Raw genomic sequence first — 26,199 nt, forward strand, 5'->3', positions numbered from 1 at the left:
TGGGTTACCCGTTGGCCTGCTTGGAGATCATGGTGACGTTGGGACCCGGGGCCGCGGCGGCGCGCTGGCCGGTGATCAGCGGCAGGATCTGGTCGCGCTCGCCCAGCCGCTGCACGGTGCCGTTCTGCAGCACCAGCACCTTGTCGGCGATCGCCAGGATGCTGGGGCGGTGGGCGATGATGATGACGGCGGCTCCCCGCTCCTTGGCCGCCAGCACGGCCTGGCGCAGGGCCTGCTCGCCCGAGGTGTCGAGGCTGGCGTTCGGCTCGTCCAGGATGAGCAGCCGCGGGCTGCCATAGAGGGCGCGGGCGAGGCCGACGCGCTGGCGCTGGCCGCCCGACAGCAAGGTCGCCTGGTCGCCGACGTCGGTGTCGTAGCCGCGCGGCATGTGCATGATCATCTCGTGGAGCCCGGCCATCTCGGCGGCGTCGATGATCGCCTCGGGCGTGGCGTCGGGGTCGAGACGGCAGATGTTGTCGCGCAGCGGGCCGCCGAACAGCTCCACGTCCTGGGGCAGGTAGCCGAGGTAGCGCCCGAGATCCTCCGACGGCCAGGACGCCATGTCCGCACCGTCGAGGCGGACGTGGCCGACGGTCGGCGCCTGCAGCCCGGCCAGCAGGTGGGCCAGGGTCGACTTGCCGGCGGCCGAGGGGCCGACGACGCCCAGCACCTCGCCCGGCTCGACCGTGAACGAGACCCGCGACAGCACCGGGCGCTCGGCGCCGCGGGGATGGAAGCTCACATTCTCCACGGTCAGCCGGCCCTGCGGATTGGGCGGCACCACGCTCGCCCGCGGGCGCATCCCCGTGCGGCGCAGGATGTCCTGCAGATCGCGGTAGTTCTGTTGGGCGTCCTTGAGCGAGCGCCAGTTGGAGATGATCTGCTCCAACGGCATCAGCGCCCGGCCGGCCAGGATGGTCGCCGCCATCATGGCACCGCCGGTCAGCGTGCTGCCGGGGGTGATGATCTCCAGCGCGGCCGTCGACATGATGGCCATCTGGATCGCCATGCGGGCGTATTTGGAGGTGGCCGAAACATACGCCGCCTTCTTGCTGGCGGCCCCCTGCTCGTGGAGGACTTCGGCGTTGCTCTCGTTCCACCGCGCCAGCACCGCCGGCGTCATGCCCATGGATTCCACGACGTTGGCGTTGCGCACCGCCGCCTGGACCTGGCGGTTGGCGGTGGCGTGGGAGCGGTTGGCCCGCATCAGGGCGGGCCGCGTGACGAAGTTGTTGATCACCGTCAACAGGACCAGGACCACCGAGCCGGCGACGGCGACCATGCCGATCCAGAAGTTCAGGACGAACAGCACGGCCAGGAACACCGGGATCCACGGCGCGTCCATCAGCACGTAGATCTGCTGTCCCGACAGGAAGGTGCGCAGGGAGTTCAGCTTGTTCAGGCCGTCGGTGTTGCGCGGGTTGCCGCGGATCAGGGCGCTGGCGATGGAGGCGTTGAGCAGCGACGGGCTGAGCGCACGGTCCATCCAGGCGCTGAGATGGATGAGGACGTAGGACCGCGCCACGTCGACGCCCAGCTGGATCAGCAGCGCGAAGTTGGCGATCAGGAACAGGAACACCAGCGTCGGCACGCTGTGGCTGTTCAGCACCCGGTCGAACACCGAGAACATGTAGAGGGGCAGCACCAGGACGAACAGATTGATAACCAGACTGAAGACGCCGGCGGCCATCAGGGCGCTGCGGCTGGCGCGGAACACCTCGCGCACCAGCTCGTCGCCGCTGGCCGTCCGGACGGGCTGCTTGCCGAACACGCTCATTCTCGTTCGTTCCTGGTCTGAGGGGCGCGATGGCCGTCGACGGGAGGGCCGTTGACTAGAGGATGGTTGTCCACGGCGGCCGTGTCATCGCATCATACTACGAAATCGGGCGGCAATCGGGGCAGGCGCTTTCGCGTTGCCAAAAAAGGTGTTGCCGGCCGTGGTGCCTGCGCGCGCCGCCGGGGACACCCGCGGTCACGGGTCCGCAGCAATGGCGGGCGCATCGCGCATTGATGGTTCATGGATGAGAGTGTATAGCCGTGAGCCGCGTTGCGGGCCAGCCCATTCTTCAGGGAACGGGTGGCGCCCGCCTTCCGAAACAACGCACCGCCCACGGTCCCACCCCATGAAGATCCTGTTCATCCATCAGAACATGCCCGGCCAGTACAAGCACCTGGCCCGTCTGATGGCCGCCGACGAGGCCCATCAGGTCGCTTTCATCACCCGGGAAGGCAAGCCGGACATACCTGGGGTGCGCAAGGGGACCTACAAGCCGTCGCGTGAACCGCACCCGTCGACCCACCATTACCTGCGCCAGCTCGAGGGGCACGTCCTCTACGGCCAGGGCGTGGTGCGCTCCGCCCTGGCGCTGCAGCAGTCGGGCTTCACGCCGGACGTGATCTGCGCCCACACCGGCTGGGGCGAGGCGATGTTCATCAAGGACGTCTATCCCGACAGCCCGCTGCTCGCCTACTGCGAGTTCTACTACCGCGCGCGCGGCGCCGACATCGGCTTCGACCCGGAGACCGTTCCGGACGTCGACAAGATGGCCCGCACGCGGTGCCGCAACGCCCACATGCTGGTCGGCATGGAGGCGATGGACTGGGGCATCACCCCGACGCGCTGGCAATGGAGCCTCCATCCGGACGCCTTCCGCGACCGGATCTCGGTGATCCACGAGGGCGTCGACACCGACCTGTGCCGGCCCGATCCGGCGGCCACCCTCCCCCTGCCGGACGGCACGGTGCTCACCCGCGACGACGAGGTGATCACCTACGTCGCCCGCAACCTCGAGCCCTACCGCGGCTTTCCCACCTTCATGACGGCGCTGGAGGAGGTCTGCCGGCGCCGCCCGAAGGCGCAGGTGGTCATCGTCGGCGGCGACGACATCAGCTACGGCAGCGCGCCCAAGGACGCCGCGAACTGGCGCGAGAAGATGCTCGCCGAGGTGCGGATCGACCCCGCCCGCGTCCATTTCCTGGGCAAGGTCCCCTACGACCGGTTCCTGCGGGTGCTCCAGGTCTCGCGGGCCCATGTCTACCTGACCTTCCCGTTCGTGCTGTCCTGGTCGATGCTGGAGGCGATGGCCGCCGGCTGCCTGATCGTCGGTTCCGACACCGCGCCGGTCGCCGAGGTCATCGAGGACGGGCGCAACGGGCTGCTGGTGGACTTCTGGGACGCCCGGGCGGTGGCCGACCGGCTGGACGCGGTGCTCGACCACCCCGACCACATGGCGGCGCTGCGGGCGGCGGCGCGCCGCACCGTGCAGGAGCGCTACGACCTGCGGGGCGTCTGCATTCCGGCGCAGATGCAACTCATCGAGGACGTCGCGGCGCGCCGCCGTCCGCGCGGCCTGGGGGCGCCGTGACACCGGTGGCGGGGCGGCGGGAGCGCGGGCGGTGAGCGCCGCGGCCGCACCCCTCGCCGCCGCCGCCGCCGCCGCCCGCCGCGGCGCCTTCGCCGCGGTGTGCGGGCACCTGCGCGACGCGCTTCGCGACGGCGACCGCTCCGTCCAGGTGTACTACAACCTGGGGGTGGCGTACGCCCGCCTTGGCCTGGCCGCGCAGGCCGTTGCGGCCCACCGCATGGCGTTGGCGGCCGATCCCGCGCACGGCGCGGCCCACACCAACCTTGCCCAGGCGCTGTCCGGCGCCGGGGCGCGGGACAGCGCACTGGCCGCGCTGCGGCGCGCGGCGCGGCTGGCGCCCGACGATGCCCGCGCCGTCGGCAACCTGGCGGTGCTGTTGATGAGCGGCGGCGGTGACGACGACGACGACGCGGCCGCGGGGCGGCTGCTCCGCGCCGCGGTCGCCCTGGCGCCCGGCCATGGCCCGGCCTGGTACAACCTGGGCCTGCTCGTCCAGAAGGGCGACCTGGACGCGGCGGGTCCGTTCTACGCGCGGGCGATCGCCTGCGCCAACGCGCCGCCGCGCGCCTGGTACGGGCTGGGGGTGGTGGAACAGCGGCGCGGCCGCGCCGACCTGGCGGAGGCGCTCTACGCCCGCGCCCTGGCCGCCGACCCCGATGACCTGGACGCGCGCGCCAACCGTGTCGCCGCCCTCCACGAGGAGGGGCGGCTGGACGAGGCGATGGCCGAGGCGGAACGCGTGCTGGCGCGCCGGCCCGACGATGCGGCCGCGCTGTGCGTGCGGGGCTGGACCGCGCTGCTGCGCGGCGATCTCGCCGCGGGCTATCCCGACTACGACCAGCGCTGGCGCCGACCGGCGCCCGACCTGCGCCAGCACCGCTTCCCGGTGCCGCTGTGGGACGGTCGGCCGCTGGCCGACGGCCGCCTGCTGCTGTGGGGCGAGTTCGGGGTCGGCGACGAGGTCGTCATGGCCGGGCTGCTGGGCGAGGTCCTGGAACGCGGCGTGTCCGTCGTCCTGGAGACCGACCGGCGGTTCGTCGCCCTGTTCCGGCGCTCCTGGCCCGCCGTGACGGTGGTGGCGCGCCAGGACCCCCCGGACCCGCGCACCCGGGCGCCGGACATCGTGGCGCAGAGCTCGACCATGCGGCTGCCCATCCTGCTGCGCCCCGACGCGGCATCGTTCCGGCCCCACGGCGGCTATCTGCGCGCCGATCCGGAGCGGGTGGGCCGGCACCGGGCGGCCTTCGCGTCGCTCGGCCCGGGGCCGGTGGTCGGCCTGGCCTGGACCAGCGGAAACCCGCGCACCGGCGGGCGCAAGTCGATCCCGCTGGCGCGCTGGGTCCCGGTCCTCGACGTGCCGGGCGTCACGTTCGTGAGCCTGCAATACGGCGACGCCGGGCCGGACATCGCGGCGGCGCGGGCGGGCGGCCGCACCAACCTGCACGCCAACCCCAACCCAGGCCTGCGCGACGACCTGGAGGACCTCGCGGCCCAGGTGGCGGCGCTGGACGCGGTGGTCACCATCGCCGGCATCAACGCCCATATGGCCGGAGCGCTGGGCCGCCCCGGTCTGGTGCTGCTGCCGCGCACCCCCTTGTGGTTCTGGTTCGACCGCGGCGAGACCAGCCCCTGGTACCCCAGCCTGCGGCTGGTCCGCCAGACCGCCGCCGGCGAGTGGCGGGAGCCGATCGGCCGGCTGGCCGGCGCCCTGGGTGATCGGCTCGCCGCCCCGTAGCGGCGGCGATCACTCGTCCCGGGCGACGTCGATGACGATGCGGTGGCCGCGCTCGCCCGCGGGCGGGAAGGGCGCGCTGTACTTCACGCGGATCGGCTCGTCGGCGCTGAGGACGAGGCGGGAGCCGGCGGGAGCCAGCGGCTCGACCCGGTAGCGCACGCCCGGCGTGGTGCGGGCCAGCGTGCCGCGCGGCGCCACCGTCCAGCGGGTGCCCGGAAGGTCGAACACCAGCGTCCGCGCGTCGCCGCGACGGCTGGTGGCCGACGAGGCGGGACCGCTGAGGTCGAGGACGATGCGCGTGGCCTCGGGATGGATGCCGAAGCGCAGACCGGTCACGGCGACCGCCGCGGCTTCGGCCCCGCCGCTTGCGGGCGCCGCCGAGGGCGGCGATGGCGTGGTGGTGGCGGGCGCGACGGTGCCCGGCACCGGCTTGGCCGGTGGGGGGCGCGGCGGTCCGGGCGGCGCCGATCCGGGCGGCGCCGATCCGGCAACGGCATCGGCCACCGCGCCCTCCTCTTCCTCGTCCGCCTCCGCCTCCGCCTCCGCTGCCGGCAGGCGCACCGCCGTGCCGCCCGGCAGCCAGGTGTCGGGAAGGCCGGGGTTCGCCGCGCGCACGGCCTCGGGCGTGTGGCCGGTGATCGCCGCCACGCGGGCCAGGGTGCCGCCACTGCGGATCACGTAGCGGGCGCCGCCCGCCTCGGGCGCGGTGGGGGCCGGAGCCGGCGGCAGATCGCCAGGGGGCTCCGCCGGGGTGCCGGTGGCCGTGGTCGCGGCTGCTGCCCCTTGTGCCATGGCGACGGCGGTCGCGGCGGGGTCGGCCGGCGCCGCGCCAGTCGGGGCGCCAGTCGGGGCGCCAGTCGGGGCGACGGTCACCGTGACGGTGACCTCGCCGGACGGCGGTGGTCCCGAGGGCCCCGGTGCGGGAGCCGGTGGCAGGGGCTGGCCGAGGTCGCGGCCCTCGGCTGCCCCGTGCATGCGGTAATGGGCATAGCCGCTGGGGAAGTCGCCGCGCCGCACCGCGACGGCGACGTCGGGGTAGGCGGCGAGATAGGCGCTTTCCCGCCAGCCTTCGGGAGGGGTGTCCTCCGCCCACACGCCGTCGTCCGGCGGCGCGCCGAGCAGGGCCTCGGCGAAATCGCCGCGCAGCCCCATCCGCACCGCCAGCGTGGAGGCCAGCCAGGGCAGGAGCGCGACGATCAGCAACGCGACGAGACTGCGCCACATGGGATACCCGCTACCCCGCGGTGGTGCGCCCGGCCGCCGGCCGGGAGGTGGTCAACGCTCGCCGGGCCCGTTGAGGTAGCGGTAGGCCTGGTCGGCGAGCCAGAGGTCGAAGGCGTCGTGGATGTCGATGCCGGACGCGGTGTCGCTCACCTCGATGATCTCGACGCGGTCGCCGATGCGCCGGCCCTGGCGGATCAGCGACGCGCGGCTGGCGCAGGCCAGGCCGGTGTCCTCGCGGTAGATGGGCGTGCGGGTCTGCCGCGGCCCGTACACCGCCATCCAGTCGAAGACCCGGGTCAGCTCGCCCTCGGGGGTTCGGTACCAGAAATTCTTGTGGGTCTTGTACGCGGCGAAGGCGCTCTCCAGCTCCGGGCGCTCCTTCAGCAGGGTCACCGCGCGGGTGATCCAGGCGGGGTCGCGGAAGATGTCGGTGGGCTGGAGGAAGACGACGATGTCGAACGGCCCGTCCACCGCCTCGGCCCGCTCCAGGGCGTCCTGCAGCACCGGCTCCGTCGGCGTCAGGTCCTGCGCCAGCGAGGGCTCGCGAAGGAAGGGGGCCCAGGCGCCGGCGGCGACGGCGGCGTCGCGGATCGCCGCGCTGTCGGTGGTGATCAGCACCCGGTCGCAGACGCCGGAGCGCACGGCGTGCTCCACCGAATGGGCGATCAGCGGCTTGCCGCCGACCGGCAGGATGTTCTTGTTGGGAAGGCCCTTGGAGCCGCCCCGGGCGGGCAGGATGGCGATGACGCGGCTCATTGGATGTTGCCCTCAAGCTGTTCGAGTTCGTCGGCGATCACCCGCGCCACCGCCAGGCTGACCTGGTCGCGGATGTCGACCAGCCCCCAGAACTGGTCGACCACCTCGAAGCCGACGGCGTCGCCCAGGCGGCGCCCCTGGCGCAGCAGGTGGGGGCGCGTCGCCAGGCCGAGGCCGACCATCTCCTGATAATAGGTGCGGTCGCGGTGGTCGCCGCCCGGGCTCAGCGCGGTGATGCTGGAATCGCCCTCGAGGTGCCAGAGATTGGCCGTGAACTGGCGCACGCAGGCGACGCTGTCGAGGTGGGGCCGGCTGAGCAGGTTCGCCACCGTGCGGCCGATCAGGCCGCGCGGGCGGAACGGATGGGTGGCCTCGAGCACCGCCACCACCGCGGCATCCGGCCGCAGCGCGGCCATGGCCGCCAGCAGCGCCGGGACATACGCGTGCACGGTGCGCTCGTGCACCACGACGCCGCGCCCGAAGGCGCGGGCGGCGGCCTGCACCCGGGGGCAGTCGGTGGTGACGGCGACCGTCGCGCCGGGCAGGTCGTCGACGGCCGCGGCGAGGGTGCGCTCCAGGCTGGAGCGTCCGGCCAGCGGCGCGAGAAGGCTGTCGGTGCGCCCCCCCGCCAGCACCGGGACGAGGACCAGGGGGGCCGGTTCGGGCACGGCGGTCGTCACTTGGAGCTCCGGATGATCTCGATGACCTCGGCGACCCGCTTGGCGCGGCCCTCGTCGCGGCCCTGGTGGATGCCATGGTGATGGTAGACCCGCATGTGCGGCTCGTAGACGATCTCGTACCCGGCGGCGATCATGCGGCGGCCCCACTCCCGGTCCTCGACGCCGCGGATCTCCTCGTCGAACGGCTGCTCGCGCCAGATCGACTTGCGGATTCCGGAGTTGGCGTTGTGGAAGAAGTAGTCCTTGCGCTGACGCACGCGCTCCTCGCGGAACGTCGTCCACAGGTCGCGGCGGTCCATGTAGGAGGTCTCCGGCAGCGGCTCCTGCCGGCCGTAGACGCCGCACACCCGCTCGTCCCCCTCCGGCCCGAGATGGGCGAGGAGGTAGTCGCCCCACAGCTCGTCCACCGGGACGCAATGGGCCGAGACCAGCGCAACCACCTCGTGGCTGGCCGCCTCGATGCCGACGTTCAGGGCGCGGCCGTAACTGAAGGTGTCGCGGCCGATGGTGAGGATGCGGCACCCGAACCGCCGCGCGATCGGCACCGTGTCGTCGGTGGATTCGTTGTCCACCAGCACGATTTCGAGGTCGCGCACGCGCTGGTTTTGCAACGCCGTGCAGCACCGCCCGATCCAGGCGGCTTCATTCTTTGAGCGGAGGACGACGCTGATCATGGGGCCCGTTGCGGCGATCCGGTGTGGTGCCGTTCAACTACCGCATCCGGGGCCCCGGACACAACCGGCGTCACACGACGAACCACTCCGCGGCCAGCGCATCGGGGCCGACCCCGGCCAGCGTCACCGTGCTGCCGGCGCCCAGCGCCAGGGTCAGGCTGCCGTCGGCGGCGGTCGACCACGCGGTCTCCGGGGCCGCCGCGCCGGGGAACAGCGCCAGCCGGTCGCCCGCCGCGGCGTCGAAGCCGATCACCGTGTCGTGGCCGCCGTTCGCGGTGAAGACGAAGGTGTCCGCTCCGGGCCCGCCGTCCAGCGTGTCGTCGCCGGCGTCACCCTGGAGCCGGTCGGCGCCGTCCCCGCCCATCACCAGGTCCCTGCCGCCCCCGCCCTCGACGGTATCGTCGCCCTGGCCGCCGTGCAGCCAATCGTCGCCGGCGCCGCCGGCAAGCCGGTCCGGGTTGCGGTGGCCATAAAGCGTGTCGGCGCCGGCGCCGCCGTTCAGCAGGTCGGACCCGCCGCCGCCGCGCAGGGTCTGCGGTCCGGCCCCGCCGTCGCCGAGGATCACCCGGTCGTGCCCGTAGAGCCGCTGGATGGCCGCGACGTCGAGCGGCGCCGGGGCGACCGGGTAACCCCCGTCGACGGCGGGGTTGTACGACATGATGGTGTCGCCATGGTCGCCATGGGTGCCCAGCGTGGTCTGGTGGGGGTGCGACAGGCCGAGCACGTGGCCGACCTCGTGCAGGGCGATCCAGATGGATTCCGCCGCGCCATGGACGTCGGGCGATGCCGGCAGCCCGACGAAGCCCTGGACGATGGTGGGCGCGGCGCCCTCGTCGGCCCAGAACACCGACCAGCCCTTGGCGTTTTCCGGGGCGTCCAGGGCGTCCAGGGCGTCGAGGGTGGTGATGTGGATGTCGGCGGCGTCGGCGGACCCGACCTGGGTCAGCGTCAGGCCGCTGGCGCGGTCCCAGCCGTCCATGGCGGTGTAGACGGTGGGTGTCCACACCGCCACGGCCGGGTCGATGTGGTAGGTCAGCTCCGTCTTCGTCCAGCGCCAGCCGTCGGGGTACAAGATGGCGGTCGCGTCCATGCCGGTCTCCCGTGTCGAACGCACGGAGGTCCGGCGCCGGAACGGGATGGTCCTTCCGGGCGAAACGCCGTCGTGCGTGATGGATCAAGGCCCCGGGACTGCCCGGTGGCCTTCACGACGTCGGATTCGGCAAGAACAACGTCACTTGAGAAAAAGGACGCCGGGCAGTGGATTTGAGGGCATTCCTTCGGACACTCAGCGCGGCGGGGCCATAAGACTTGCGGTGTCTTCCGAGTTCTGGAAGGGCTTATTCAGAGGGGGTGGCGCCTGGGGGTGCGGCGGGGAGGCACCGCAACGGGGTGGGCGGCGCGTCCGACCACCCCGCGCGAAGGGGGTGGTGGCGCGCCGCGCGGACGCCATCGGGGGAGAGTCCGCGGCGCCGCCCCGCCGGTCCGGACTCAGACGGTGCGGTCGACCGCCGCGGCGACCGCGCGCATGGCCGTCACCATCGCCGCGAACTCGGCGAAGTCGACGGGCTGAAGGGGATCCACGGCGGCGTTCACGGGATCGGGGTGGACCTCGATCATCACGCCGTCGGCGCCGGCGGCGATGGACGCCAGCGCCATCGGCTTCACCCACGGGCGCCAGAAGGTGGCGTGGGAGGGGTCGGTCACGATCGGCAGGTGCGTCACCTCCTTGGCCGCCGGGACCACCTGGAGGTCGAGCAGGAACCGCGAGGAGGCGCGGTGGGTGTGCGGCGCGACGATGCCCCGCTCGCACAGGATCACCTGGGTGTTGCCCTCGACCATGATGTATTCGGCGGCGCCCAGCCAGTCGCGCAGGGAGCAGCCGAAGCCCCGCTTCAGCATCACCGGCTTGCCGGTGCGCCCGGCGGCGCTCAGCAGCGGGTAGTTCTGCATGTTGCGGGTGCCGATCTGGAGGATGTCGGCGACGGCGGCGACGGCGGCGAGCTGCTCGGTCGCCATCACCTCGGTGATGATCGGCAGGCCGCTGGCGTCGCGCGCCTTGGCCAGCCACTCCAGCCCCTGTTCGCGGGTCTCGAAGTACTTCTCCGAGCGGTAGGGGAAGGTCAGCGGCTTGAACGCCCCGCCGCGCAGGATGTGGCCGCCGGCCGCCTTCACCGCCTTGGCGGTGTCGACGATCATCGCCTCGTTCTCCACCGTGTTGGGGCCGGCCATGATCGGCACCAGCGGCCCGCCGAACTCGACCCCGGCGACGGTGAAGCGGGTGACGTGGTCGGGGTCCTTCTTGGCGGCGAGCGGGAACTTGGTGGCGAGGTCCTCGGCGGAGATGTCCTTGCCGGGTGCGGCGTTGCTGATGGCCATGATCGATCCTGGTGCGTGAAGCCGGTGGGCGTCGAACGGGCGCGGAGTATAGGCGCCCGTGCCGACGGGGCCAACACCGCGTGCGGGGGTGCGACGGACCCCCGCGGCCCGGGGCGGCGCGACGGGTGTCCCCCGCGCATGCCTGCCCCCACGAGCGATGCGGAGTCGGCCGTGGACAAATCGTTCCGGCGCGCCCATGTTGTCAGAGCCGACAATTGTTGCCTGGCGGAGCGCGTGCGCGGCCAGGCCACCTCGACCAAGCCATGGCTCCCGACCCGGGGGCCATGGCTTTTTTTTCGCCTTGCGGGCCAGGGGTCCGGGCGCGCCCCACGCAATGGCTGGACAGCGGACCCCCGGCGTTATATAGAGTGACTATATTACGAGTGACGGCGGGGAGGGCGCGGCGATGCCGCTGGAAGCGTCGGTGGCGCTGCGTGGCGACCACGGGGCGCCGGTCGGGCGGGAGCGCATCCGCCTGCTGGAGGCGGTGGGGCGGCACGGCAGCATCGCCGCCGCCGCGCGCGCCGTCGGCCTGACCTACAAGGCCGCGTGGGACGCCGTCGACGCCATGAACAACCTGTTCGGCCGGCCCCTGGTGGGCACCCGCGCCGGCGGCCGCAAAGGCGGCGGGGCGGCGCTGACGGCCGAAGGCGTGCGGGTGGTGGCGACCTTCCACCGCCTCGAGGCGGACTTGGCGCGGACCTTGAGGGCGCTCGAGCCGGAGCTCGACGGGACCGGCATTTCGGTCAACACGCTGATGTGGGGATTCCTGATGAAGACCAGCGCGCGCAACGCCCTTCGCGGCACGGTGACGGCGGTGACCGAGGACGCGGTGAACGCGGAGGTCGCCCTGGCCATCTCCGAGGCCACCACCGTGCACGCGGTCATCACCCGCGAGGGGGCGCACAGCCTGGGCCTGGTGCCCGGCCGCGAGGCGATGGCCCTGATCAAGGCCAATTTCGTGCTGCTCGCGCCCGAGGGCGAGGTCGGCCGCGTCTCCGCGCGCAACCGCATCGCCGGCACCGTGGTGCGGCGGGAGGACGGCGGGGTCAACGCCGAGGTCGTCCTGGACATCGGCGGCGGCAAGACCCTGACCGCCATCATCACCGCCCGCAGCGCCGAGGACCTGGACCTGCGGGTCGGCGCCAGGGCCTGCGCCCTGGTCAAGGCCTCCGATGTGCTGCTGGCCGTCGACTGACCGCACCAACCGGAACGGGAGAGACCCCGATGACTCGACGCACCCTGTCCACCCTGGCCCTGGCCCTGGCCCTGGCGCCGGCGATGGCCGCCGGCCGGGCGGTGGCGGCGGACACCAACGTCGCCGTCGCCGCCAACTTCACCGAGGCCGCCAAGGAGATCGCCGCGGCCTTCACGGAGAAGACCGGCCACCGCGCCGTGCTCAGCTTCGGCTCGACCGGGCAGCTCTACACCCAGATCACCCAGGGTGCGCCCTTCGCGGTGTTCCTGGCGGCCGACGACGAGCGTCCGCGCCGCGCCGTGGAGGAGGGGCTGGCGGTGGCCGGCACCGTGTTCCCCTACGCCATCGGCCGGCTCGTGCTGTGGAGCAGGGACGCGGCCGCCGTGACCGGCCCGGAGACGCTGACCGCGGCGGCGTTCGACAAGATCGCCATCGCCAACCCCAAGACCGCGCCCTACGGCGCCGCCGCCGTGCAGGCGATGACCGCTCTCGGCGTCGACGCGGCGCTGGCGGGCAAGCTGGTGCAGGGCAACAGCATCGCCCAGACCTATCAGTTCGTGGACACCGGCAACGCCGAGGTGGGGTTCGTCGCCCTGTCCCAGGTCGTCGGCCGCGAGGACGGGTCGCGCTGGGTGGTGCCGGAGACGTTGCACGATCCGATCCGCCAGGACGCGGTGCTCCTGAAGACCGGCGCCGGCGACGAGGCGGCCAAGGCCTTCGTGGACTTCCTTCGCGGGCCGGAAGCGGCCAAGGTGATCCAGCGGTTCGGCTACGGCACGGCCGCCCAGGGCTGAGGCGCGGGGCGGCCGCGAGGGGGGCTGGCGGATGGATTGGACACCGGTGCTGCTGACGCTCCAGCTGGCGCTCCTGACGACCGGCATCCTGCTGCTGCTGGGAACGCCCCTGGCGTGGTGGCTGGCGCGCTCCACCGCCTGGTGGAAGGAGGCGGTCGCCACGGTGGTGGCGCTGCCCCTCGTGCTGCCGCCGACGGTGCTGGGGTTCTATCTTCTGGTCCTGCTCGGGCCGAACGGGCCGGGGGGGCTGCTGGCCGGGCTGTGGGGGGCGCGGTCGCTGGCCTTCACCTTCGAGGGGCTGGTGATCGGCTCGGTGCTGTACTCCATGCCGTTCGTCGTCCAGCCCATCCGCAACGCCTTCGAGGCGTTCGGCGACCGCCCCCTGGAGGTGGCGGCGACCCTGCGCGCCTCGCCGCTCGACACCTTCCTCACCGTGGCCCTGCCGCTGGCCCGGCCCGGCTTCCTGACCGGCGCCGTTCTGGGCTTCGCCCACACGGTGGGGGAGTTCGGCGTGGTGCTGATGATCGGCGGCAACATCCCCGGCGAGACCAAGGTGCTGTCGGTGGCCATCTACGATCATGTGGAGACGCTGGAGTGGGACAAGGCCCATCTGCTGGCCGGCGGGATGCTGGCGTTCTCGTTCGCCGTGATCCTGGCGATGATGACCTTGGAAAAGCGCATCGGGCGGCCCCGGGCGTGAGTCCGGCGGCGGACCCGGACATGAGCCCGGCGGCGCCGGCAGGCGGCGATCCCCAGGCCATGGCGGCGCGGTTCGCCGGTGCGCTCGGCGCGTTCCGCCTGGACGTGGCGTTCGCCGCCCCGGGGCGCGGGGTGACCGCCCTGTTCGGCCCGTCGGGGTGCGGCAAGACCACGGTGCTGCGCTGCGTCGCCGGGCTCCACCGGCTGGCGGAGGGGCATTTTTCGCTGGGCGGCGAGACCTGGCAGGACGGGGCGGCGTTCCGGCCGCCGCACCGCCGTCCCATCGGCTACGTCTTCCAGGAGGCGAGCCTCTTTGCGCACCTGTCGGTGCGCGCCAACCTGACCTTCGGCTGCCGCCGCGCCCTGCGCGCCGGCGCGGTCGAGACCGTGCGCTTCGACGACGTGGTCGGGCTCCTGGGGTTGGACCGCCTGCTGGACCGGGCGCCGGCCCGGCTGTCGGGGGGCGAGCGCCAGCGCGTCGCCATGGGGCGCGCCCTGCTGACCCAGCCGCGCCTGCTGCTGATGGACGAGCCGCTGGCGGCGCTCGACCGCTTCAGCAAGGAGGAGATCCTGCCCTATCTGGAGGCGCTCCACGACGCGCTGTCGATTCCCGTGCTCTACGTCAGCCACGACATCGCCGAGGTCGAGCGGCTGGCCGACCACCTCGTCCTGCTGCGCGACGGGCGGGTCGTGGCGGCCGGACCGCTGGAGCGGCTGCAGGCCGACCCCACCCTGCCGATCGCCCGCATGCCGGAGGCCGGGGTCACCCTGCACGCCACCGTGCTCGGCGTCGACCCCGTCTACGGGCTGACGGCGCTCGGCGTGGAGGGGGCCGTGCTGCAGGTGCCGGGGGCGCTGGGCCCGGTCGGCGCCCGGCGCCGCGTCCGCGTGGCGGCGTCCGACGTCAGCCTGGCGCGCCGCCCCGCCGCCGACAGCACCATCGTCAACACCCTGCCCGCCCGCATCGTCTCGGCCGAGGTCCAGGACGCGGCCCAGGTCAACGTCCTGCTGCGGCTGGGCGTGGAGCCCCACGGCGCGCGGGTGCTCGCCCGCATCACCCGCAAGTCCTGGGACGCGCTGGAGTTTGCGGTCGGGGAGGCGGTCCACGTCCAGGTCAAGGGAATCGCCCTGATCGCCTGACGGCCCCCTCTTGAACGGTGGCCGGCGCCTGCTTATGTGAGCGGCGCGAAACGGATCCGGGCCCCTCTGGCGGTCGAGTCGTCGACCGCGATGTCGGATCCCTTCACCTGCTCTTGTGCCGACGGGCGCGACCGCATCTGGAGGGTTCGATGACGACGGCGGTTCTGTGGTGGAGCGGCGATGGCGCCGTTGCCCCCGCGGCCGCGTCGCGCGCCCGGTCCGCCGATCCCGTACCAAGAAACGCTTGCAACGCCACTGCCGCCGCCCCTCCGGTCGCCGCACCCCTGCGGCCGGCCGCCGACGGGCGCCGCGCGTTCAACAGGGAGTTTTCCGACATGTTCGATCCGCATCCCCAGCAGAGCCGATGGGGCGGTCACGCCCGCACCGTCGACACCGCCGCCTTCGACGAAGGCCTGCGCCGCCACATGCTGCGCGTCTACAACTTCATGATGCTGGGCCTGGCGCTGACCGGCGCCGTCGCCTTCCTGGTCGCCAGCACCCCGGCGCTCTACGTGCCGATCTTCACCACGCCGCTGAAGTGGGTGGTGATGCTGGCGCCGCTCGCCTTCATCATGGTGCTGTCCTGGCGCTTCGACCGGATGTCCGCCAGCGGCCTGCAGGCGCTGTTCTGGACCTTCTGCGGCGTCATGGGCGTGTCCATGGCGTCGATCTTCCTGGTGTTCACCGGCGCCAGCGTCGCCCGCGTCTTCTTCATCACCGCGGCGATGTTCGCGGCGATGAGCCTGTGGGGCTACACCACCAAGGCCGACCTGTCGAAGATGGGCTCGTTCCTGATCATGGGCCTGATCGGCATCGTCATCGCCAGCCTGGTGAACATCTTCGTCGGCTCCTCGGCGCTGCAGTTCGCCATTTCGGTGATCGGCGTCGTCGTGTTCACCGGCCTGACCGCCTACGACACCCAGAACATCAAGGAATCCTACGCCGAGCACCACGGCGAGGAGACCAACACGAAGCTGGCGGTGATGGGCGCCCTGTCGCTCTACCTGAACTTCATCAACCTGTTCCAGATGCTGATGCAGCTCATGGGCCAGCGCGAGGAGTAGGCGCGCCGGCGCCGCCCCCGCCCCGCACCCCCCTTAAGGACACGAGACCACCATGGACCAGACCGAGCGCCAGATCATCGACGAGCTGTTCGCCAAGCTGCGCCAGGCCGAAGCCCAGTCGGGGCCCCGCGATCCCGAGGCCGAGGCGCACATCCGCGACCGCGTCGCCGCCCAGCCCGCCTCCCCCTACCTGATGACCCAGGCCGTGGTCATGCTGGAGCAGGCGCTGGCCGCCGCCCAGGCCCACACCCAGGAGCTGGAGGAGGAGCTGCGCAACCGTCCCGCCGCGTCCGGCGGCATCTTCGGCGGCCTGTTCGGCGGCGCCGCCAGGCCGGCCCCGCCGGCCCCCCGCGTCCCGTCCGGCGCGCGGCCCGGGTCGCCGTGGGGTGCGGCGGCGGCGCCGGCGGTGCCCGGCATGGACCCGCGCATCGGTGCCTACGCGCAGCGCGGCCGGATGACCGGCGGCGGCGGCGGCTTCCTCGCCGGGGCGATGCAGACGGCGCTGGGCGTGGCCGGCGGGGTGATGCTGGGCAGCATGCTGGCCGACGCCTTCATGGGCAACGACGCGGCCGCGGCCGAGCCCCCCGCCGATGCCGCGGCCGAGGCGGATTCCGCCGCCGCCGAGGCGCCAGCGGAGGAGCCGCAGGTGGACGAGGGCTGGGGCGGCTTCGACGACGGCGGTGACATGGAGTTCTGAGCCGCAGGCCGTGGCACCGACCCGAACGGAGGGGGCGGCGCGTCGTTGGCGCGCCGCCCCTTCCGTTTCGGCCCCGGCGTTCCCACCCTATGGACACGCGGGCCGCTGGCCCCACGGTTTGGCGAGGGGGCGGGCGGGGCATGGCGGAGCGAACGGCGGCCGGACGGCGGATCGCCGCGGCGGCGACCGGAGAGGGGCATGTGGTGTTCATCACCTGGGACGACGGGACCGACCACGACGTCGACCTGTCGGGCGCCTGTGCGCACCTGTTCGCCGGTCCCTTCCGCGCGGTCGCCGTGGCGGCGGAGGGCGGGGCGCTGCGCTGGGGCGACGGCACGGCCCTGCCGGCGGCCGACCTCTGGCGGCTCGCCCTTGCCCAGGACGCCGAGCGCCTGGGCCGGTGGGCCGGACGGCGCCGGTTGAGCCCGGCCGCCCTCGCCGACGCCTTGGGGCTGGACCGCGACGCGGTTGAGCGCTACCTCTGCGGGGCGGATCCGATTCCGAAGACCGTCAAGCTCGCCATGATCGGGTATGACGTCGTGTGCCGGCCGAAAGGGTAGCCTGTGGGACTGAGCGCCTGGGAGATCCTGATCCTCGTGGTGATCCTCCTCATCCTGTTCGGGGCCGGCAAGCTGCCCTCGGTGATGGGCGACGTCGGGCGGGGCATCCGCGCCTTCAAGGACGGGCTCAAGGACGAGGACGGCGGCGCCAAGGGCGACGGTCCGCCGGACGTCCGCTGACCGGCCCGGGCACCGATCGCCGGCCGCGCTGTTCCCCTTGCGGGCGTGGCGCGCGGGGGCGGGAAGGCATGAGGCGGGCGTGAACGATTTCCTGGCCTACGGCAGCCTGTTCCTCACCTCGCTCGCGGCCGCCACCTTCCTGCCGATCCAGTCGGAGTTCGTGCTGATCGGCCTTCATCTCTCGGGCGACTACTCGACCTTCTGGCTTCTGATCGTCGCCACGGTGGGCAATACCCTGGGCTCCACCATCAACTGGGCCCTCGGCCGCTACATCGAGCACTTCAAGGACCGCCGCTGGTTCCCCATCAAGCCGGCGGTGATCGAGCGGGCGTCGCGCTGGTACGAGCGCTGGGGGGCGTGGTCGCTGCTGCTGGCCTGGGCGCCCTTCATCGGCGATCCCCTGACCTTCGCGGCGGGCATCCTGCGCGTGAACTTCTGGCTGTTCGTGTCCCTGGTCGCCATGGGCAAGGTGATCCGCTACGGCCTGGTGATGACCGCGCTGTGACCGCGGCCGATCCTTTACAGCCCGGGGGTTCCGTGCAATATCCACCGTATGGGGGATGGCGCAGGTCATAGAGTCGCCGTGCGGCGATTGACGTGGGGCGGGCCGGCGGCCGTGCCGTCGACGCGCCGATCGCGCGTGCGCCTCGCCGGCCTGGCGGCCGGCGCCCTGGCCCTGATGCTCCAGGTCTTCGCCTGGGCGCTGACCATGCCCGCCCTCTCCGGGTCGGGCGGCGGGTCGGACGGATGGATCACCATCTGCACCGCGCAGGGGCTGGTGACGATCAGCGTCAACGGCGCGCCGCTGCCGTCCGGCGACGACGAGACGCCGCCCGCGTCCACCGCGACGGGCTGCCCGCTGTGTCCGCTGATGGCCGGCCTGGCACCGCCGCCGCCCTTGCTGACGATGGCGCCGCAGGCGGTGATGCGCCACGGACCGGAGGCGCTGCCCGGCCGCCTCGTGGTGGCCGGCTGGTTCCTGTCGACGCTCCAGGCGCGGGGTCCGCCGGCCGCCTGAGCGCGCGCCCCGTCGGCGCGCCAGCCGTCGACGCGGCCGCCCGGCCGGCGCCGCCGGCCGTTCGTCCAGCCATTCCCGCTCCGTCCGGCACGCCGCCGCGCGATCGACCGCGCGCGCGTGGCCGGCTGCACCTCGAGGATCCAGATGACGTCGCGATTCGCCATGGCCGGCGCCCTGCGCACGGCCCTGCGGTCGGGGGCCGCCCTGACCTGCCTGCTGCCCGCGGGCGGCCAGGCCCAAACCCTTCAAGCCCAAACCCTCCAGGCCCAAACCGTCCACACCATGCCCCCGGTGGTCGTCACCGCGCCCCTGGCGGACCCCGCGGCGATCCTGTCCGGCGGCGCCGTGGAGGGTGCGGACCTGTCCACCCGCCGCCTCACCGCCGCCGAGACGGCCGCCCTGCTGCGCGGCCTGCCCGGGGTCAGCCTCTACGGCGCCGGCGGGGTGTCCAGCCTGCCCGCCCTCAACGGGCTGGCCGCCGACCGGGTGAACATCCTGATCGACGGAGCCCCGGTCACCCCGGCCTGCCCCAACCAGATGAACCCGGCGCTGTCCACCATCGCCCCGTCCCAGGTCGCGCGGGCCCAGGTGTGGGCCGGCATCGCCCCGGTCAGCGCCGGCGGCGACAACATCGCCGGCACCATCGCCATCGACAGCGCGCCGCCCGAGTTCGCCGCCGCGGGCGAGGGCATCCGCACCGCCGGGACGCTGTCGGCGACCTACCGCTCGAACGGGGACGCGGCCACCGGCACCGCCGCGGCGTCGGTGGCCAGCGACACGCTGAGCCTGGCCTACAGCGGTGCCTGGACCCGTGCCGACAATTACACGGCGGGCGACGGTCGCGAGGTGCGCTCGACCCTCTACGCGGTGCAGGACAACATGGTGACCCTCGGGGTCCGGCACGGCGACGACCGGTTCACCCTCCAGGCCGGCCTGCAGACCATGCCGTATCAGGGGTTCCCCAACCAGCGGATGGACCTGACCGACAACCGCAGCGTGTTTGCCCGGGGCCGCTACGAGGGCAGCTTCGACTGGGGCACGCTGGATGCCCGGGTCGACTGGCGGCGCACGTCGCACACCATGAACTTCCTGTCCGACAAGGGCGGCACGGCCGATGGCGGAATGCCGATGGACACGCTGGCGGTCGACGCCGGCTACGCCCTGGCCGCCGACATCCCGCTGTCCGACGTCCACCGCCTGCGGGTGGGCAACGAATTCCGCCATCACCGCATCGACGACTGGTGGGATGCGGTCGCCGGGTCGATGATGATGGGGCCGCAGACCTACTGGAACGTCAGCGACGGCACCCGCAACCGCCTGGGCACCTATGCCGAGTGGGAGGCGACGTGGTCGCCGGCGTGGACCACCCTGGTGGGGGTGCGCAACGACATGGTGTGGATGGACGCCGGCGAGGTCCAGCCCTACTCGTGGCAGCGCACCATCGGCATGGGCATGATGGCGATGCCCAATCCGGATGCGGCCGACGCCGCCGCGTTCAACGCGGCGGACCGTGCCCGCACCGACGTGCACGTCGACCTGACGGCGCTGGCCCGCTACGCCGCGTCGCAGACCCTCACGCTGGAGGCCGGCTACGCCCGCAAGACCCGGTCCCCGAACCTCTACGAGCGGTATGCCTGGGGGACCGGCGCCATGTCCAGCAGCATGAACGGCTGGTTCGGCGACGCCAACGGCTATGTCGGCGACCCCGACCTGGATCCCGAAGTGGCCCACACCGTGAGCGCCACCGCCGCCCTGCACGATCCGGCCGGGGCGTGGGAGGTCCGGGTCACCCCCTATTACACCTACGTCCGCGACTTCATCGACGTCGACCGCATCGGCACCCTGAGCAACGGATTCGTCCAGCTGCGCTTCGCCAACCACGACGCCGCGCTCTACGGCGCCAATCTGAGCGCCGCCGCCCTCGTCCATCAGGACGAGCGCCTCGGCCGGTTCCGGCTGTCGGGCACCGTCGGCTGGACGCACGGCCGCAACCTCGACACCGGCGACGCGCTCTACCACATCATGCCGGTCAACGCCGCGCTGGCGCTCGAGCACCGGCTGGGCCCCTGGGCCAGCGCCCTGGAGGTCCAGGCGGTGTCCCGGAAGAGCCGGGTGGCCGACGTCCGCAACGAGCCGGAGACCGCAAGCTACGCCCTGGTCAACCTGCGCACCGGGTACCAGTGGGGCGCCGTCCGCCTCGACGTCGGGGTGGAGAACCTGCTCGACCAGGACCACGACCTGCCGCTGGGCGGCGTCGCCTACGCCGACTACCGGGCGGAGGGAAGCCAGGGCATGGTCGGGGCCGTTCCCGGTCCCGGCCGGTCCGTCTTCGCCACCCTGACGGCGTCCTTCTGACGTCGGTCCGGCCCCGGGGGCGACCCGCCGCCCCCGGCCGGCACCCATGGGACCGGGCGCCGGCCGCGTGGGAACAGCAGCCTACGTGCCGGCGTTGGCGCGGTGTAAGCTCGGACGCGGGCGCACCGACGAGACAGCCAGGACCGGCCGATGTTCTTCCTTCCCCTCTACGACGACAACCCGACCCGGCGGTTTCCGCTGGTGACCCTGGCGATCGTGGCGCTGTGCGCGCTGGTGTTCGCCTGGCAGTTCACCCTGGCGCCACGGGCCGAGGCGGTGGCCGTCTACACCTACGGAACGGTGCCGGCCCTGCTGTTCGGCTATGCGGAGCTGCCGCCCGGCCTGTCCCCGGTGCCGGCCTGGGCGACCGTGATCACATCCATGTTCCTGCACGGCGGGGTCCTGCACATCGCCGGCAACATGCTGTACCTCTGGATCTTCGGCAACAACGTGGAGGACAGCATGGGGCGCGGCCGCTTCGTGCTGTTCTACCTGCTGTGCGGCATCGCCGCGGCGCTGGCCCAGGCGCTGGCGGCGCCGCAGTCGCAGGTGCCGATGATCGGCGCCAGCGGGGCCATCGGCGGCGTGCTCGGCGCGTACCTCGTCCTTCATCCCCGCGCCAATGTGCGTGTGCTGGTGTGGATCATCGTCTTCGTGACCCTGGTCAACGTGCCCGCGGTGATCGTGCTGGGCCTGTGGTTCCTGGGCCAGATCCTCAGCGGCGTCGCCACCTCCACCGGCGGCGACGGCGGGGTGGCGTTCTGGGCCCATGTCGGCGGCTTCGTCGCCGGAGTCGTGCTGATCCCCTTCTTCCGGCGGCGCGGCGTGGCGCTGTGGCAGCCGTCCCACAGCCGGGCCTTCAGCACCCTGCCGGCCTCCGCGGCCATGCGCCGGCGTGGCAGCGTGCCCGCGTCCGGGGACCGCGGCCGGCCCTGGGGGTGAGGCGCCGGCCGGCGCTGGGGGTGAGGCGCCGGTCGGCGCTGGGGATGAGGCGCCGGTCGGCGCTCAGCGCTGGCGCCACCAGCGGACGAGGCGCTTCCAGCGGCGTTCGCCGATCACCACCATGAAGGCGGTGGGCCGCTTCAGCAGCGCCACGTCGAGGGCCAGCAGCAGCAGCCCCAGGGGCAGCATCCACAGGCCGAGGACGGGCAGGAAGGCGAGCAGCCCGCCGAGGATCAGCAGCAGCCCCACGGGAATGCGCACCCAGCTCGCCGACGGTTTGCGCAAATGGACGAGCCACGCCCGGAACAGCTCCGGCAGGTGGCGCTCCGCCCGGTCGAAGCGGCGGCCGATGATGCGGTCGGCCTTGGCGCCGCGGCTGTGGCCTTCCGCGGTGTCGCTGGGCTGTTGCTCGTTCATGGGTGCGTCGGTGCTGGTCATCTGTTCCTAGATGAGGTTTCATCGCCGCCCGCGCAATCGCGGCCTTGACCGCCGCGTGCCGGAGACACGAAGGGGAGGAACAGCGTGGACACCGAATCGATCCGCTCCGCCTACCGCCGCTACGCCGGCTTCTACGACGAGGTGTTCGGCCGGCTGCTGGCGCCGGGGCTGCGCGCCGCGGTGGCGCGGATCAACCGCCAGGGCGGCCGGCGGGTGCTGGAGGTGGGGGTCGGCACCGGGATCTCGTTGCCCCGGTACCGCCGCGACCTGTCCGTGGTCGGCATCGACCTGTCGAGCGACATGCTGGCGGTGGCCCGCCAGCGCGTCCGGCGCGAGGGGCTGGACCATGTGGCGGGGCTGGCGGAAATGGACGCCGGCCGGCTGGCCTTCGCCGATGCCAGCTTCGACGTGGTCGCCGCGATGTACGTGCTGACGGTGGTCCCGGATCCCCAGGGCACCCTGGCCGAGCTGGAGCGGGTGTGCCGCCCCGGCGGCGAGATCGTCATCGTCAACCACTTCGCCGAGACCCGCCCGGGGCTGCGCCGCAGCGTCGAGCGCGGCCTCGCCCCTTTTTCGCGCAAGCTGGGCTGGCGCCCCGACTTCACGATGGACGCCCTGCTCTCCGGCTCGGCGGTCGAGGTCGAGGAGATGGACACCGTCCCGCCCCTGGGCCTGTTCAGCGTCCTGCAATGCCGCCGTGCGGCGGGGGCCGCGGAACGCCCCTGACCGCCGGCGGTTGAGGGGGGACGACCCACACCCCCGAACCGCAGCAGGAGACGCGCCATGGCCGGCAAGCACGAGAGCAGCCCCGAGCACGCCAAGGCCCACGACCTCGCCGACACCGCCATCGACAAGGCGATCGCCGGCGACGAGGCGAAGGCCCGCGACCTCGCCAAGCAGGCCCGCACGGTCGATCCCAGGATCGGCGAGGAGATGGGGCAAGAGGTCGAGGACGACCGCCGCAAGGCCGACCGCTACGACGAGCCGTCGCGCGGCGGCTGATCCGGAAGCGCCACGGCGGCGCCCTCCGGCCACGCCAGCAGGTGGCTCCGGCACCCCCGGCAGTCGCTGCTGCCGAAGCCCGGCACCGGCACCGGCAGGTCCCCGAGGGCGGCGGCGAGCGCGCACTCGTCGCCGCCGGGGAACGCCCAGCCACCCAGCACCACCCCGGCCTCCGTCAGGCGGTCGATGTGCCAGCGCGCCACCGTCGGGTGCCGCAGGTGGCGGCCCAGCCGGGCCCGCAGGCCGCCGGGTCCCCAGGCGCTGCCGCAATAGAGATACCGCCCGGGCGGCAGGGTCAGCGCCGGCCGGCGCGGCAGGGCGATGGCGAGCGGGCCATCGAGCCGCACCGCCAGCACGTACGCGCCGGGGGACGCGGGAATCGTCGCGGCCGAGGTGTGGAACACCGCCGTCCCCTTTCGTTTGCGCGGAGTCCGGACCATCATATGACGCCGCCCGGCGACGGCGGTCCAGGCTGATCCGGCGCCATGGGTGCCGTGGCCGCGACCTCATGCCGCGGCGCGCGCCGGCCCCCTGCGCCGTGCCCGGCCGCCGGCCCCCTCGCAAGACCAGCGGCATGGCGTCGCATCCCCCGGTCGGGCGCGGCGGTGATTGAGGCAGATCACGGAGCGCACAATCGGGATGGCGCACACTCGGTGCCACGGGTCGCTGCGGGGAGGCGAGGCCATGGATCGGACCGAGACGACCGAGCGGCGCCGGGTGGTGGGGCGCAGCGGCCTCGACGCCCTGATCGCGGCGTTGCGCGGCGACGGCTACACGGTGATCGGTCCGCGGGTGCGCGACGGTGCCGTCGTCCACGACACGCTGGAATCCACCGCCGCCCTTCCCATCGGCTACGTCGACGAGCAGGACGGCGGCCGCTACCGCCTGGTGGAGGCAGGCGACGGGGCGCTGTTCGGCTACACCCTCGGTCCGCACTCCTGGAAGCGCCATCTCTACCCGCCCCGCCAGACCCTGTGGTCGGCGCGGCGGCCAGCGGGCGTGGCCGGGGGGGGCGGGGAGCGCGCGGAGGACGGGTTCTCCATCGCCGCGCCGGCCGGGCCGCCGCCGCGCGTCGCCTTCTTCGGGGTGCGGGCGTGCGAGCTGCGGGCGATGGCGGTCCAGGACCGGGTGTTCGGGCTGGCCGGCGACGCCGCGTCCTATACCGACCGCGGCGACGCCGCGCCCTATATCGATCGCGGCTACGCCGCGCGGCGGGGCGCCGCCTTCGTGGTGGCGGTGACCTGCGCGCGGCCGTCCGGCACCTGCTTCTGCGTGTCGATGGACGGCGGCCCGCGGGCCGAGTCCGGCTACGACCTCGCGCTCACCGAACTGCTGGGCGACGGCCGCCACGATTTCCTGGTCGAGGCGGAGGGCGAGCGCGGGGCCGCGTTGCTGGCGCGCCTGCCGGGGCGGCCGGCCGAGGCGCGCGACCTGGCGATGGCCGAGGCGGTGGCGCTGAGGGCGCGCACGCGGATGGGGCGGGAGATGGTGCCGGGCGTGGCCGGCCTGCTGGCCGGCAACCTGGAGCACCCGCGCTGGGACGACGTGGCGGCGCGCTGCCTGTCCTGCGCCAACTGCACCATGGTGTGCCCGACCTGCTTCTGCTCCACCGTGGAGGACACCACCGATCTCGCAGGCACCACCAGCGAGCGGGTGCGCCGGTGGGATTCCTGTTTCAGCCTCGAGTTCTCCTACATCCACGGCGGCAGCGTGCGGCGCGAGACGCGCGCACGCTACCGGCAGTGGATCACCCACAAGCTGTCGACCTGGCACGCGCAGTTCGGCACGTCGGGCTGCACCGGCTGCGGCCGCTGCATCACCTGGTGTCCGGTCGGCATCGACATCACCGAGGAGGCCCGCGCCATCCGGGAGTCCGGCCGCGACACCGCGCCCGGGACCGCCGGTGCCGGCGCCGGCGAACAGGGGAGCTGAGCGATGGTCCAGGTCGAGGGGTTGGATCGCCTCCTGCGGGAGCATCCGTTCTTCCGGGACTTCGAGCCGGACGCGCTCGCCCTGATGGCGGGCTGTGCCCGCAACGAGGTGTTCGAGGCCGGCGCCGCGATCCTGCGCAGCGGCGCCCCGGCCGACCGCTTCCACATCCTGCGCCACGGCATGGCGGTGGTGGAGGTCGGCATCCCCGGGCGCGGCCGGGTGCCGCTGGAAACCCTGCATGAGGGCGACATCCTGGGCTGGTCGTGGCTGGTGCCGCCGTACCGCTGGAGCTTCGACGCCCGCGCCCTCACCCTGGTGCGCGCGGTCAGCCTGGACGCCGTCTGCCTGCGCGCCAAGATGGAGGAGAACCACGAGCTGGGCTACCGCCTGCTGCAGCGCTTCGTCCCGGTGATGGCCGAGCGGCTGACCGCGGCGCGCCTGCAGATGCAGGATCTCTACGGCGCCTCCCGGGCGCCGGTGCTGTAGGGGAGGGGGTCATGGCCATCCGCTTCCCCGACTCCGCAGCCGCTTTGGCCGGCGCCCCGGCCGCCGACCCGATGACGCCGCGGCCGTTCCGCATCCAGCGGTTCAAGCGCGAGCTGTCGGACACCTTCACCGTGTGGCTGGAGGCGGCGGATGGCAGCCCCTTCCCCTTCCGCCCCGGCCAGTTCAACATGCTCTACACGTTCGGGGTGGGCGAGGTGCCGATCTCCATCTCCGGCGACCCGGCCGATCCCTCGGTGCTGGTCCACACCATCCGCTCCGTCGGCAAGGTGACCGAGGCGCTGGGCCGCCTCGGCCCGGGGGCGACGGTGGGGGTGCGTGGCCCCTACGGCTCGGCCTGGCCGGTGGAGACGGCCCACGGCCACGACGTGGTGTTCGTCGCCGGCGGCGTCGGCCTGGCCCCGCTGCGCCCGGCCATCCTGCGGGTGCTGGCGGAGCGGTCGCGCTACGGCAATGTGGTGATCCTCTATGGCGCGCGCACGCCCGAGGACATGCTGTTTGCGCGGGAGTTGCAGCAGTGGCGGGGCCGGTTCGACGTGTCGGTCCACGTCACCGTCGACCGGGTGACCGGGAGCTGGGGCGGCAAGGTCGGGGTGGTGACCAACCTGATCAAGGCCGGCGGCTTCGACCGCCGCAACGCCGTCGCCTTCGTCTGCGGGCCGGAGGTGATGATGCGCTACGCCGCCGAGGCGCTGGTGGAGCGCGGCACGGCCCGCGAGAACACCTGGCTGTCGATGGAGCGCAACATGAAATGCGCCGTCGGGTTCTGCGGCCATTGCCAGTTCGGGCCGACCTTCGTGTGCCGCGACGGGCCGGTCTACCGCTACGACGCGCTGGAGTCGCTGCTCACCGTGTGGGAGCTCTGA

General features: G+C 73.1%; 28 protein-coding genes. 19 read left to right on the forward strand and 9 right to left on the reverse strand.

The genetic code is table 11. The annotated features are described in order from the left end of the window. Positions 1-4 precede the first annotated feature (4 nt). Positions 5-1,777: a type I secretion system permease/ATPase gene (locus AC6H2I_RS10575; RefSeq protein ID WP_497500590.1), complete on the reverse strand. Its 1,773-nt coding sequence runs from the start codon at positions 1,775-1,777 to the stop codon at positions 5-7. 346 nt (positions 1,778-2,123) lie between these two features. On the opposite strand from AC6H2I_RS10575, the gene AC6H2I_RS10580 reads away from it, so the two are divergent. Both AC6H2I_RS10580 and AC6H2I_RS10585 read left to right on the forward strand, forming a co-directional pair. After that, entirely contained in the window at positions 2,124-3,365 is a 1,242-nt protein-coding gene (locus tag AC6H2I_RS10580; protein ID WP_497500591.1) for a glycosyltransferase family 4 protein, read from the forward strand. 31 nt (positions 3,366-3,396) lie between these two features. Then, positions 3,397-5,100: a tetratricopeptide repeat protein gene (locus AC6H2I_RS10585; RefSeq protein ID WP_497500592.1), complete on the forward strand. Its 1,704-nt coding sequence runs from the start codon at positions 3,397-3,399 to the stop codon at positions 5,098-5,100. A 9-nt stretch (positions 5,101-5,109) separates the two neighbouring features. Here AC6H2I_RS10585 and AC6H2I_RS10590 read toward each other — a convergent pair whose 3' ends face one another. The 6 genes from AC6H2I_RS10590 to aroF all read right to left on the reverse strand — a co-directional run bounded on the left by AC6H2I_RS10590 (position 5,110) and on the right by aroF (position 10,810). After that, positions 5,110-6,324: a hypothetical protein gene (locus AC6H2I_RS10590; RefSeq protein WP_497500593.1), complete on the reverse strand. Its 1,215-nt coding sequence runs from the start codon at positions 6,322-6,324 to the stop codon at positions 5,110-5,112. Between the two features lie 51 nt (positions 6,325-6,375). After that, positions 6,376-7,080, reverse strand: coding sequence for an acylneuraminate cytidylyltransferase family protein (locus AC6H2I_RS10595; RefSeq protein WP_497500594.1), 705 nt, complete (start codon positions 7,078-7,080; stop codon positions 6,376-6,378). Continuing rightward, the gene (locus tag AC6H2I_RS10600; RefSeq protein ID WP_497500595.1) at positions 7,077-7,760 is read right to left on the reverse strand and encodes a glycosyltransferase family protein; all 684 of its coding nucleotides are present in this window, start codon (positions 7,758-7,760) and stop codon (positions 7,077-7,079) included. Before AC6H2I_RS10600 ends, AC6H2I_RS10595 begins: the two co-directional genes overlap by 4 nt. Next, on the reverse strand, positions 7,757-8,434 hold the full coding sequence (locus AC6H2I_RS10605; protein ID WP_497500596.1) for a glycosyltransferase family 2 protein: 678 nt from the start codon (positions 8,432-8,434) through the stop codon (positions 7,757-7,759). The genes AC6H2I_RS10600 and AC6H2I_RS10605 overlap by 4 nt, the downstream gene beginning before the upstream one ends. Before the next feature lie 70 nt (positions 8,435-8,504). Further along, positions 8,505-9,524, reverse strand: a complete 1,020-nt coding sequence (locus tag AC6H2I_RS10610; RefSeq protein WP_497500597.1) for a matrixin family metalloprotease — start codon at positions 9,522-9,524, stop codon at positions 8,505-8,507. Positions 9,525-9,922: 398 nt separating this feature from the next. Then, positions 9,923-10,810, reverse strand: a complete 888-nt coding sequence (gene aroF / locus AC6H2I_RS10615) for a 3-deoxy-7-phosphoheptulonate synthase (protein WP_497500598.1) — start codon at positions 10,808-10,810, stop codon at positions 9,923-9,925. A 406-nt stretch (positions 10,811-11,216) separates the two neighbouring features. On the opposite strand from aroF, the gene AC6H2I_RS10620 reads away from it, so the two are divergent. From AC6H2I_RS10620 to AC6H2I_RS10675, 12 genes are all read left to right on the forward strand, one after another. Continuing rightward, positions 11,217-12,008 (forward strand): TOBE domain-containing protein, encoded by a 792-nt coding sequence (locus AC6H2I_RS10620; protein ID WP_497500599.1) that lies wholly within the window; start codon positions 11,217-11,219, stop codon positions 12,006-12,008. 29 nt (positions 12,009-12,037) lie between these two features. Next, entirely contained in the window at positions 12,038-12,802 is a 765-nt protein-coding gene (modA, locus tag AC6H2I_RS10625) for a molybdate ABC transporter substrate-binding protein (RefSeq protein ID WP_497500600.1), read from the forward strand. 31 nt (positions 12,803-12,833) lie between these two features. After that, positions 12,834-13,502: a molybdate ABC transporter permease subunit gene (modB, locus tag AC6H2I_RS10630; protein ID WP_497500601.1), complete on the forward strand. Its 669-nt coding sequence runs from the start codon at positions 12,834-12,836 to the stop codon at positions 13,500-13,502. A gap of 20 nt (positions 13,503-13,522) precedes the next feature. Continuing rightward, positions 13,523-14,641, forward strand: coding sequence for a molybdenum ABC transporter ATP-binding protein (modC, locus tag AC6H2I_RS10635; RefSeq protein ID WP_497500602.1), 1,119 nt, complete (start codon positions 13,523-13,525; stop codon positions 14,639-14,641). A 335-nt stretch (positions 14,642-14,976) separates the two neighbouring features. Continuing rightward, a complete protein-coding gene (locus AC6H2I_RS10640; RefSeq protein ID WP_497500603.1) occupies positions 14,977-15,705 on the forward strand; it encodes a Bax inhibitor-1/YccA family protein in 729 nt (242 codons plus the stop codon). 52 nt (positions 15,706-15,757) lie between these two features. Beyond that, positions 15,758-16,402, forward strand: coding sequence for a DUF2076 domain-containing protein (locus AC6H2I_RS10645; protein WP_497500604.1), 645 nt, complete (start codon positions 15,758-15,760; stop codon positions 16,400-16,402). A gap of 140 nt (positions 16,403-16,542) precedes the next feature. After that, entirely contained in the window at positions 16,543-16,962 is a 420-nt protein-coding gene (locus AC6H2I_RS10650) for a hypothetical protein (RefSeq protein WP_497500605.1), read from the forward strand. A 3-nt stretch (positions 16,963-16,965) separates the two neighbouring features. Then, the gene (gene tatA / locus AC6H2I_RS10655) at positions 16,966-17,142 is read left to right on the forward strand and encodes a twin-arginine translocase TatA/TatE family subunit (RefSeq protein WP_497500606.1); all 177 of its coding nucleotides are present in this window, start codon (positions 16,966-16,968) and stop codon (positions 17,140-17,142) included. A gap of 79 nt (positions 17,143-17,221) precedes the next feature. After that, on the forward strand, positions 17,222-17,647 hold the full coding sequence (locus AC6H2I_RS10660; RefSeq protein ID WP_497500607.1) for a YqaA family protein: 426 nt from the start codon (positions 17,222-17,224) through the stop codon (positions 17,645-17,647). 78 nt (positions 17,648-17,725) lie between these two features. After that, a complete protein-coding gene (locus AC6H2I_RS10665; protein WP_497500608.1) occupies positions 17,726-18,160 on the forward strand; it encodes a DUF2946 family protein in 435 nt (144 codons plus the stop codon). 144 nt (positions 18,161-18,304) lie between these two features. Continuing rightward, positions 18,305-20,515 (forward strand): TonB-dependent receptor, encoded by a 2,211-nt coding sequence (locus tag AC6H2I_RS10670; RefSeq protein WP_497500609.1) that lies wholly within the window; start codon positions 18,305-18,307, stop codon positions 20,513-20,515. A gap of 150 nt (positions 20,516-20,665) precedes the next feature. Then, positions 20,666-21,457, forward strand: coding sequence for a rhomboid family intramembrane serine protease (locus AC6H2I_RS10675; protein ID WP_497500610.1), 792 nt, complete (start codon positions 20,666-20,668; stop codon positions 21,455-21,457). Positions 21,458-21,520: 63 nt separating this feature from the next. Here the strand turns inward: AC6H2I_RS10675 and AC6H2I_RS10680 are convergent, their stop codons facing one another. Next, entirely contained in the window at positions 21,521-21,895 is a 375-nt protein-coding gene (locus AC6H2I_RS10680) for a hypothetical protein (protein WP_497500611.1), read from the reverse strand. A gap of 84 nt (positions 21,896-21,979) precedes the next feature. Between AC6H2I_RS10680 and AC6H2I_RS10685 the strand changes: the two genes are divergently transcribed. Both AC6H2I_RS10685 and AC6H2I_RS10690 read left to right on the forward strand, forming a co-directional pair. Further along, positions 21,980-22,621, forward strand: coding sequence for a class I SAM-dependent methyltransferase (locus AC6H2I_RS10685; protein ID WP_497500612.1), 642 nt, complete (start codon positions 21,980-21,982; stop codon positions 22,619-22,621). 57 nt (positions 22,622-22,678) lie between these two features. Further along, entirely contained in the window at positions 22,679-22,897 is a 219-nt protein-coding gene (locus AC6H2I_RS10690) for a hypothetical protein (RefSeq protein ID WP_497500613.1), read from the forward strand. Here AC6H2I_RS10690 and AC6H2I_RS10695 read toward each other — a convergent pair. After that, positions 22,870-23,301, reverse strand: a complete 432-nt coding sequence (locus tag AC6H2I_RS10695; RefSeq protein ID WP_497500614.1) for a GIY-YIG nuclease family protein — start codon at positions 23,299-23,301, stop codon at positions 22,870-22,872. The two genes, AC6H2I_RS10690 and AC6H2I_RS10695, sit on opposite strands and share 28 nt — an antisense overlap. A gap of 280 nt (positions 23,302-23,581) precedes the next feature. On the opposite strand from AC6H2I_RS10695, the gene AC6H2I_RS10700 reads away from it, so the two are divergent. Genes AC6H2I_RS10700 through AC6H2I_RS10710 form a run of 3 tightly spaced genes read left to right on the forward strand, consistent with a single transcriptional unit; the run spans position 23,582 to position 26,199 of the window. Next, the gene (locus AC6H2I_RS10700) at positions 23,582-24,829 is read left to right on the forward strand and encodes a 4Fe-4S dicluster domain-containing protein (protein ID WP_497500615.1); all 1,248 of its coding nucleotides are present in this window, start codon (positions 23,582-23,584) and stop codon (positions 24,827-24,829) included. Between the two features lie 3 nt (positions 24,830-24,832). Further along, positions 24,833-25,315 carry a cyclic nucleotide-binding domain-containing protein gene (locus tag AC6H2I_RS10705; protein WP_497500616.1) on the forward strand — a complete coding sequence of 161 codons (483 nt, stop codon included), beginning with the start codon at positions 24,833-24,835 and terminating at the stop codon, positions 25,313-25,315. An 11-nt stretch (positions 25,316-25,326) separates the two neighbouring features. Continuing rightward, the gene (locus AC6H2I_RS10710; RefSeq protein ID WP_497500617.1) at positions 25,327-26,199 is read left to right on the forward strand and encodes an FAD/NAD(P)-binding protein; all 873 of its coding nucleotides are present in this window, start codon (positions 25,327-25,329) and stop codon (positions 26,197-26,199) included.

Source organism: Azospirillum sp. NS33 (assembly GCF_059703765.1).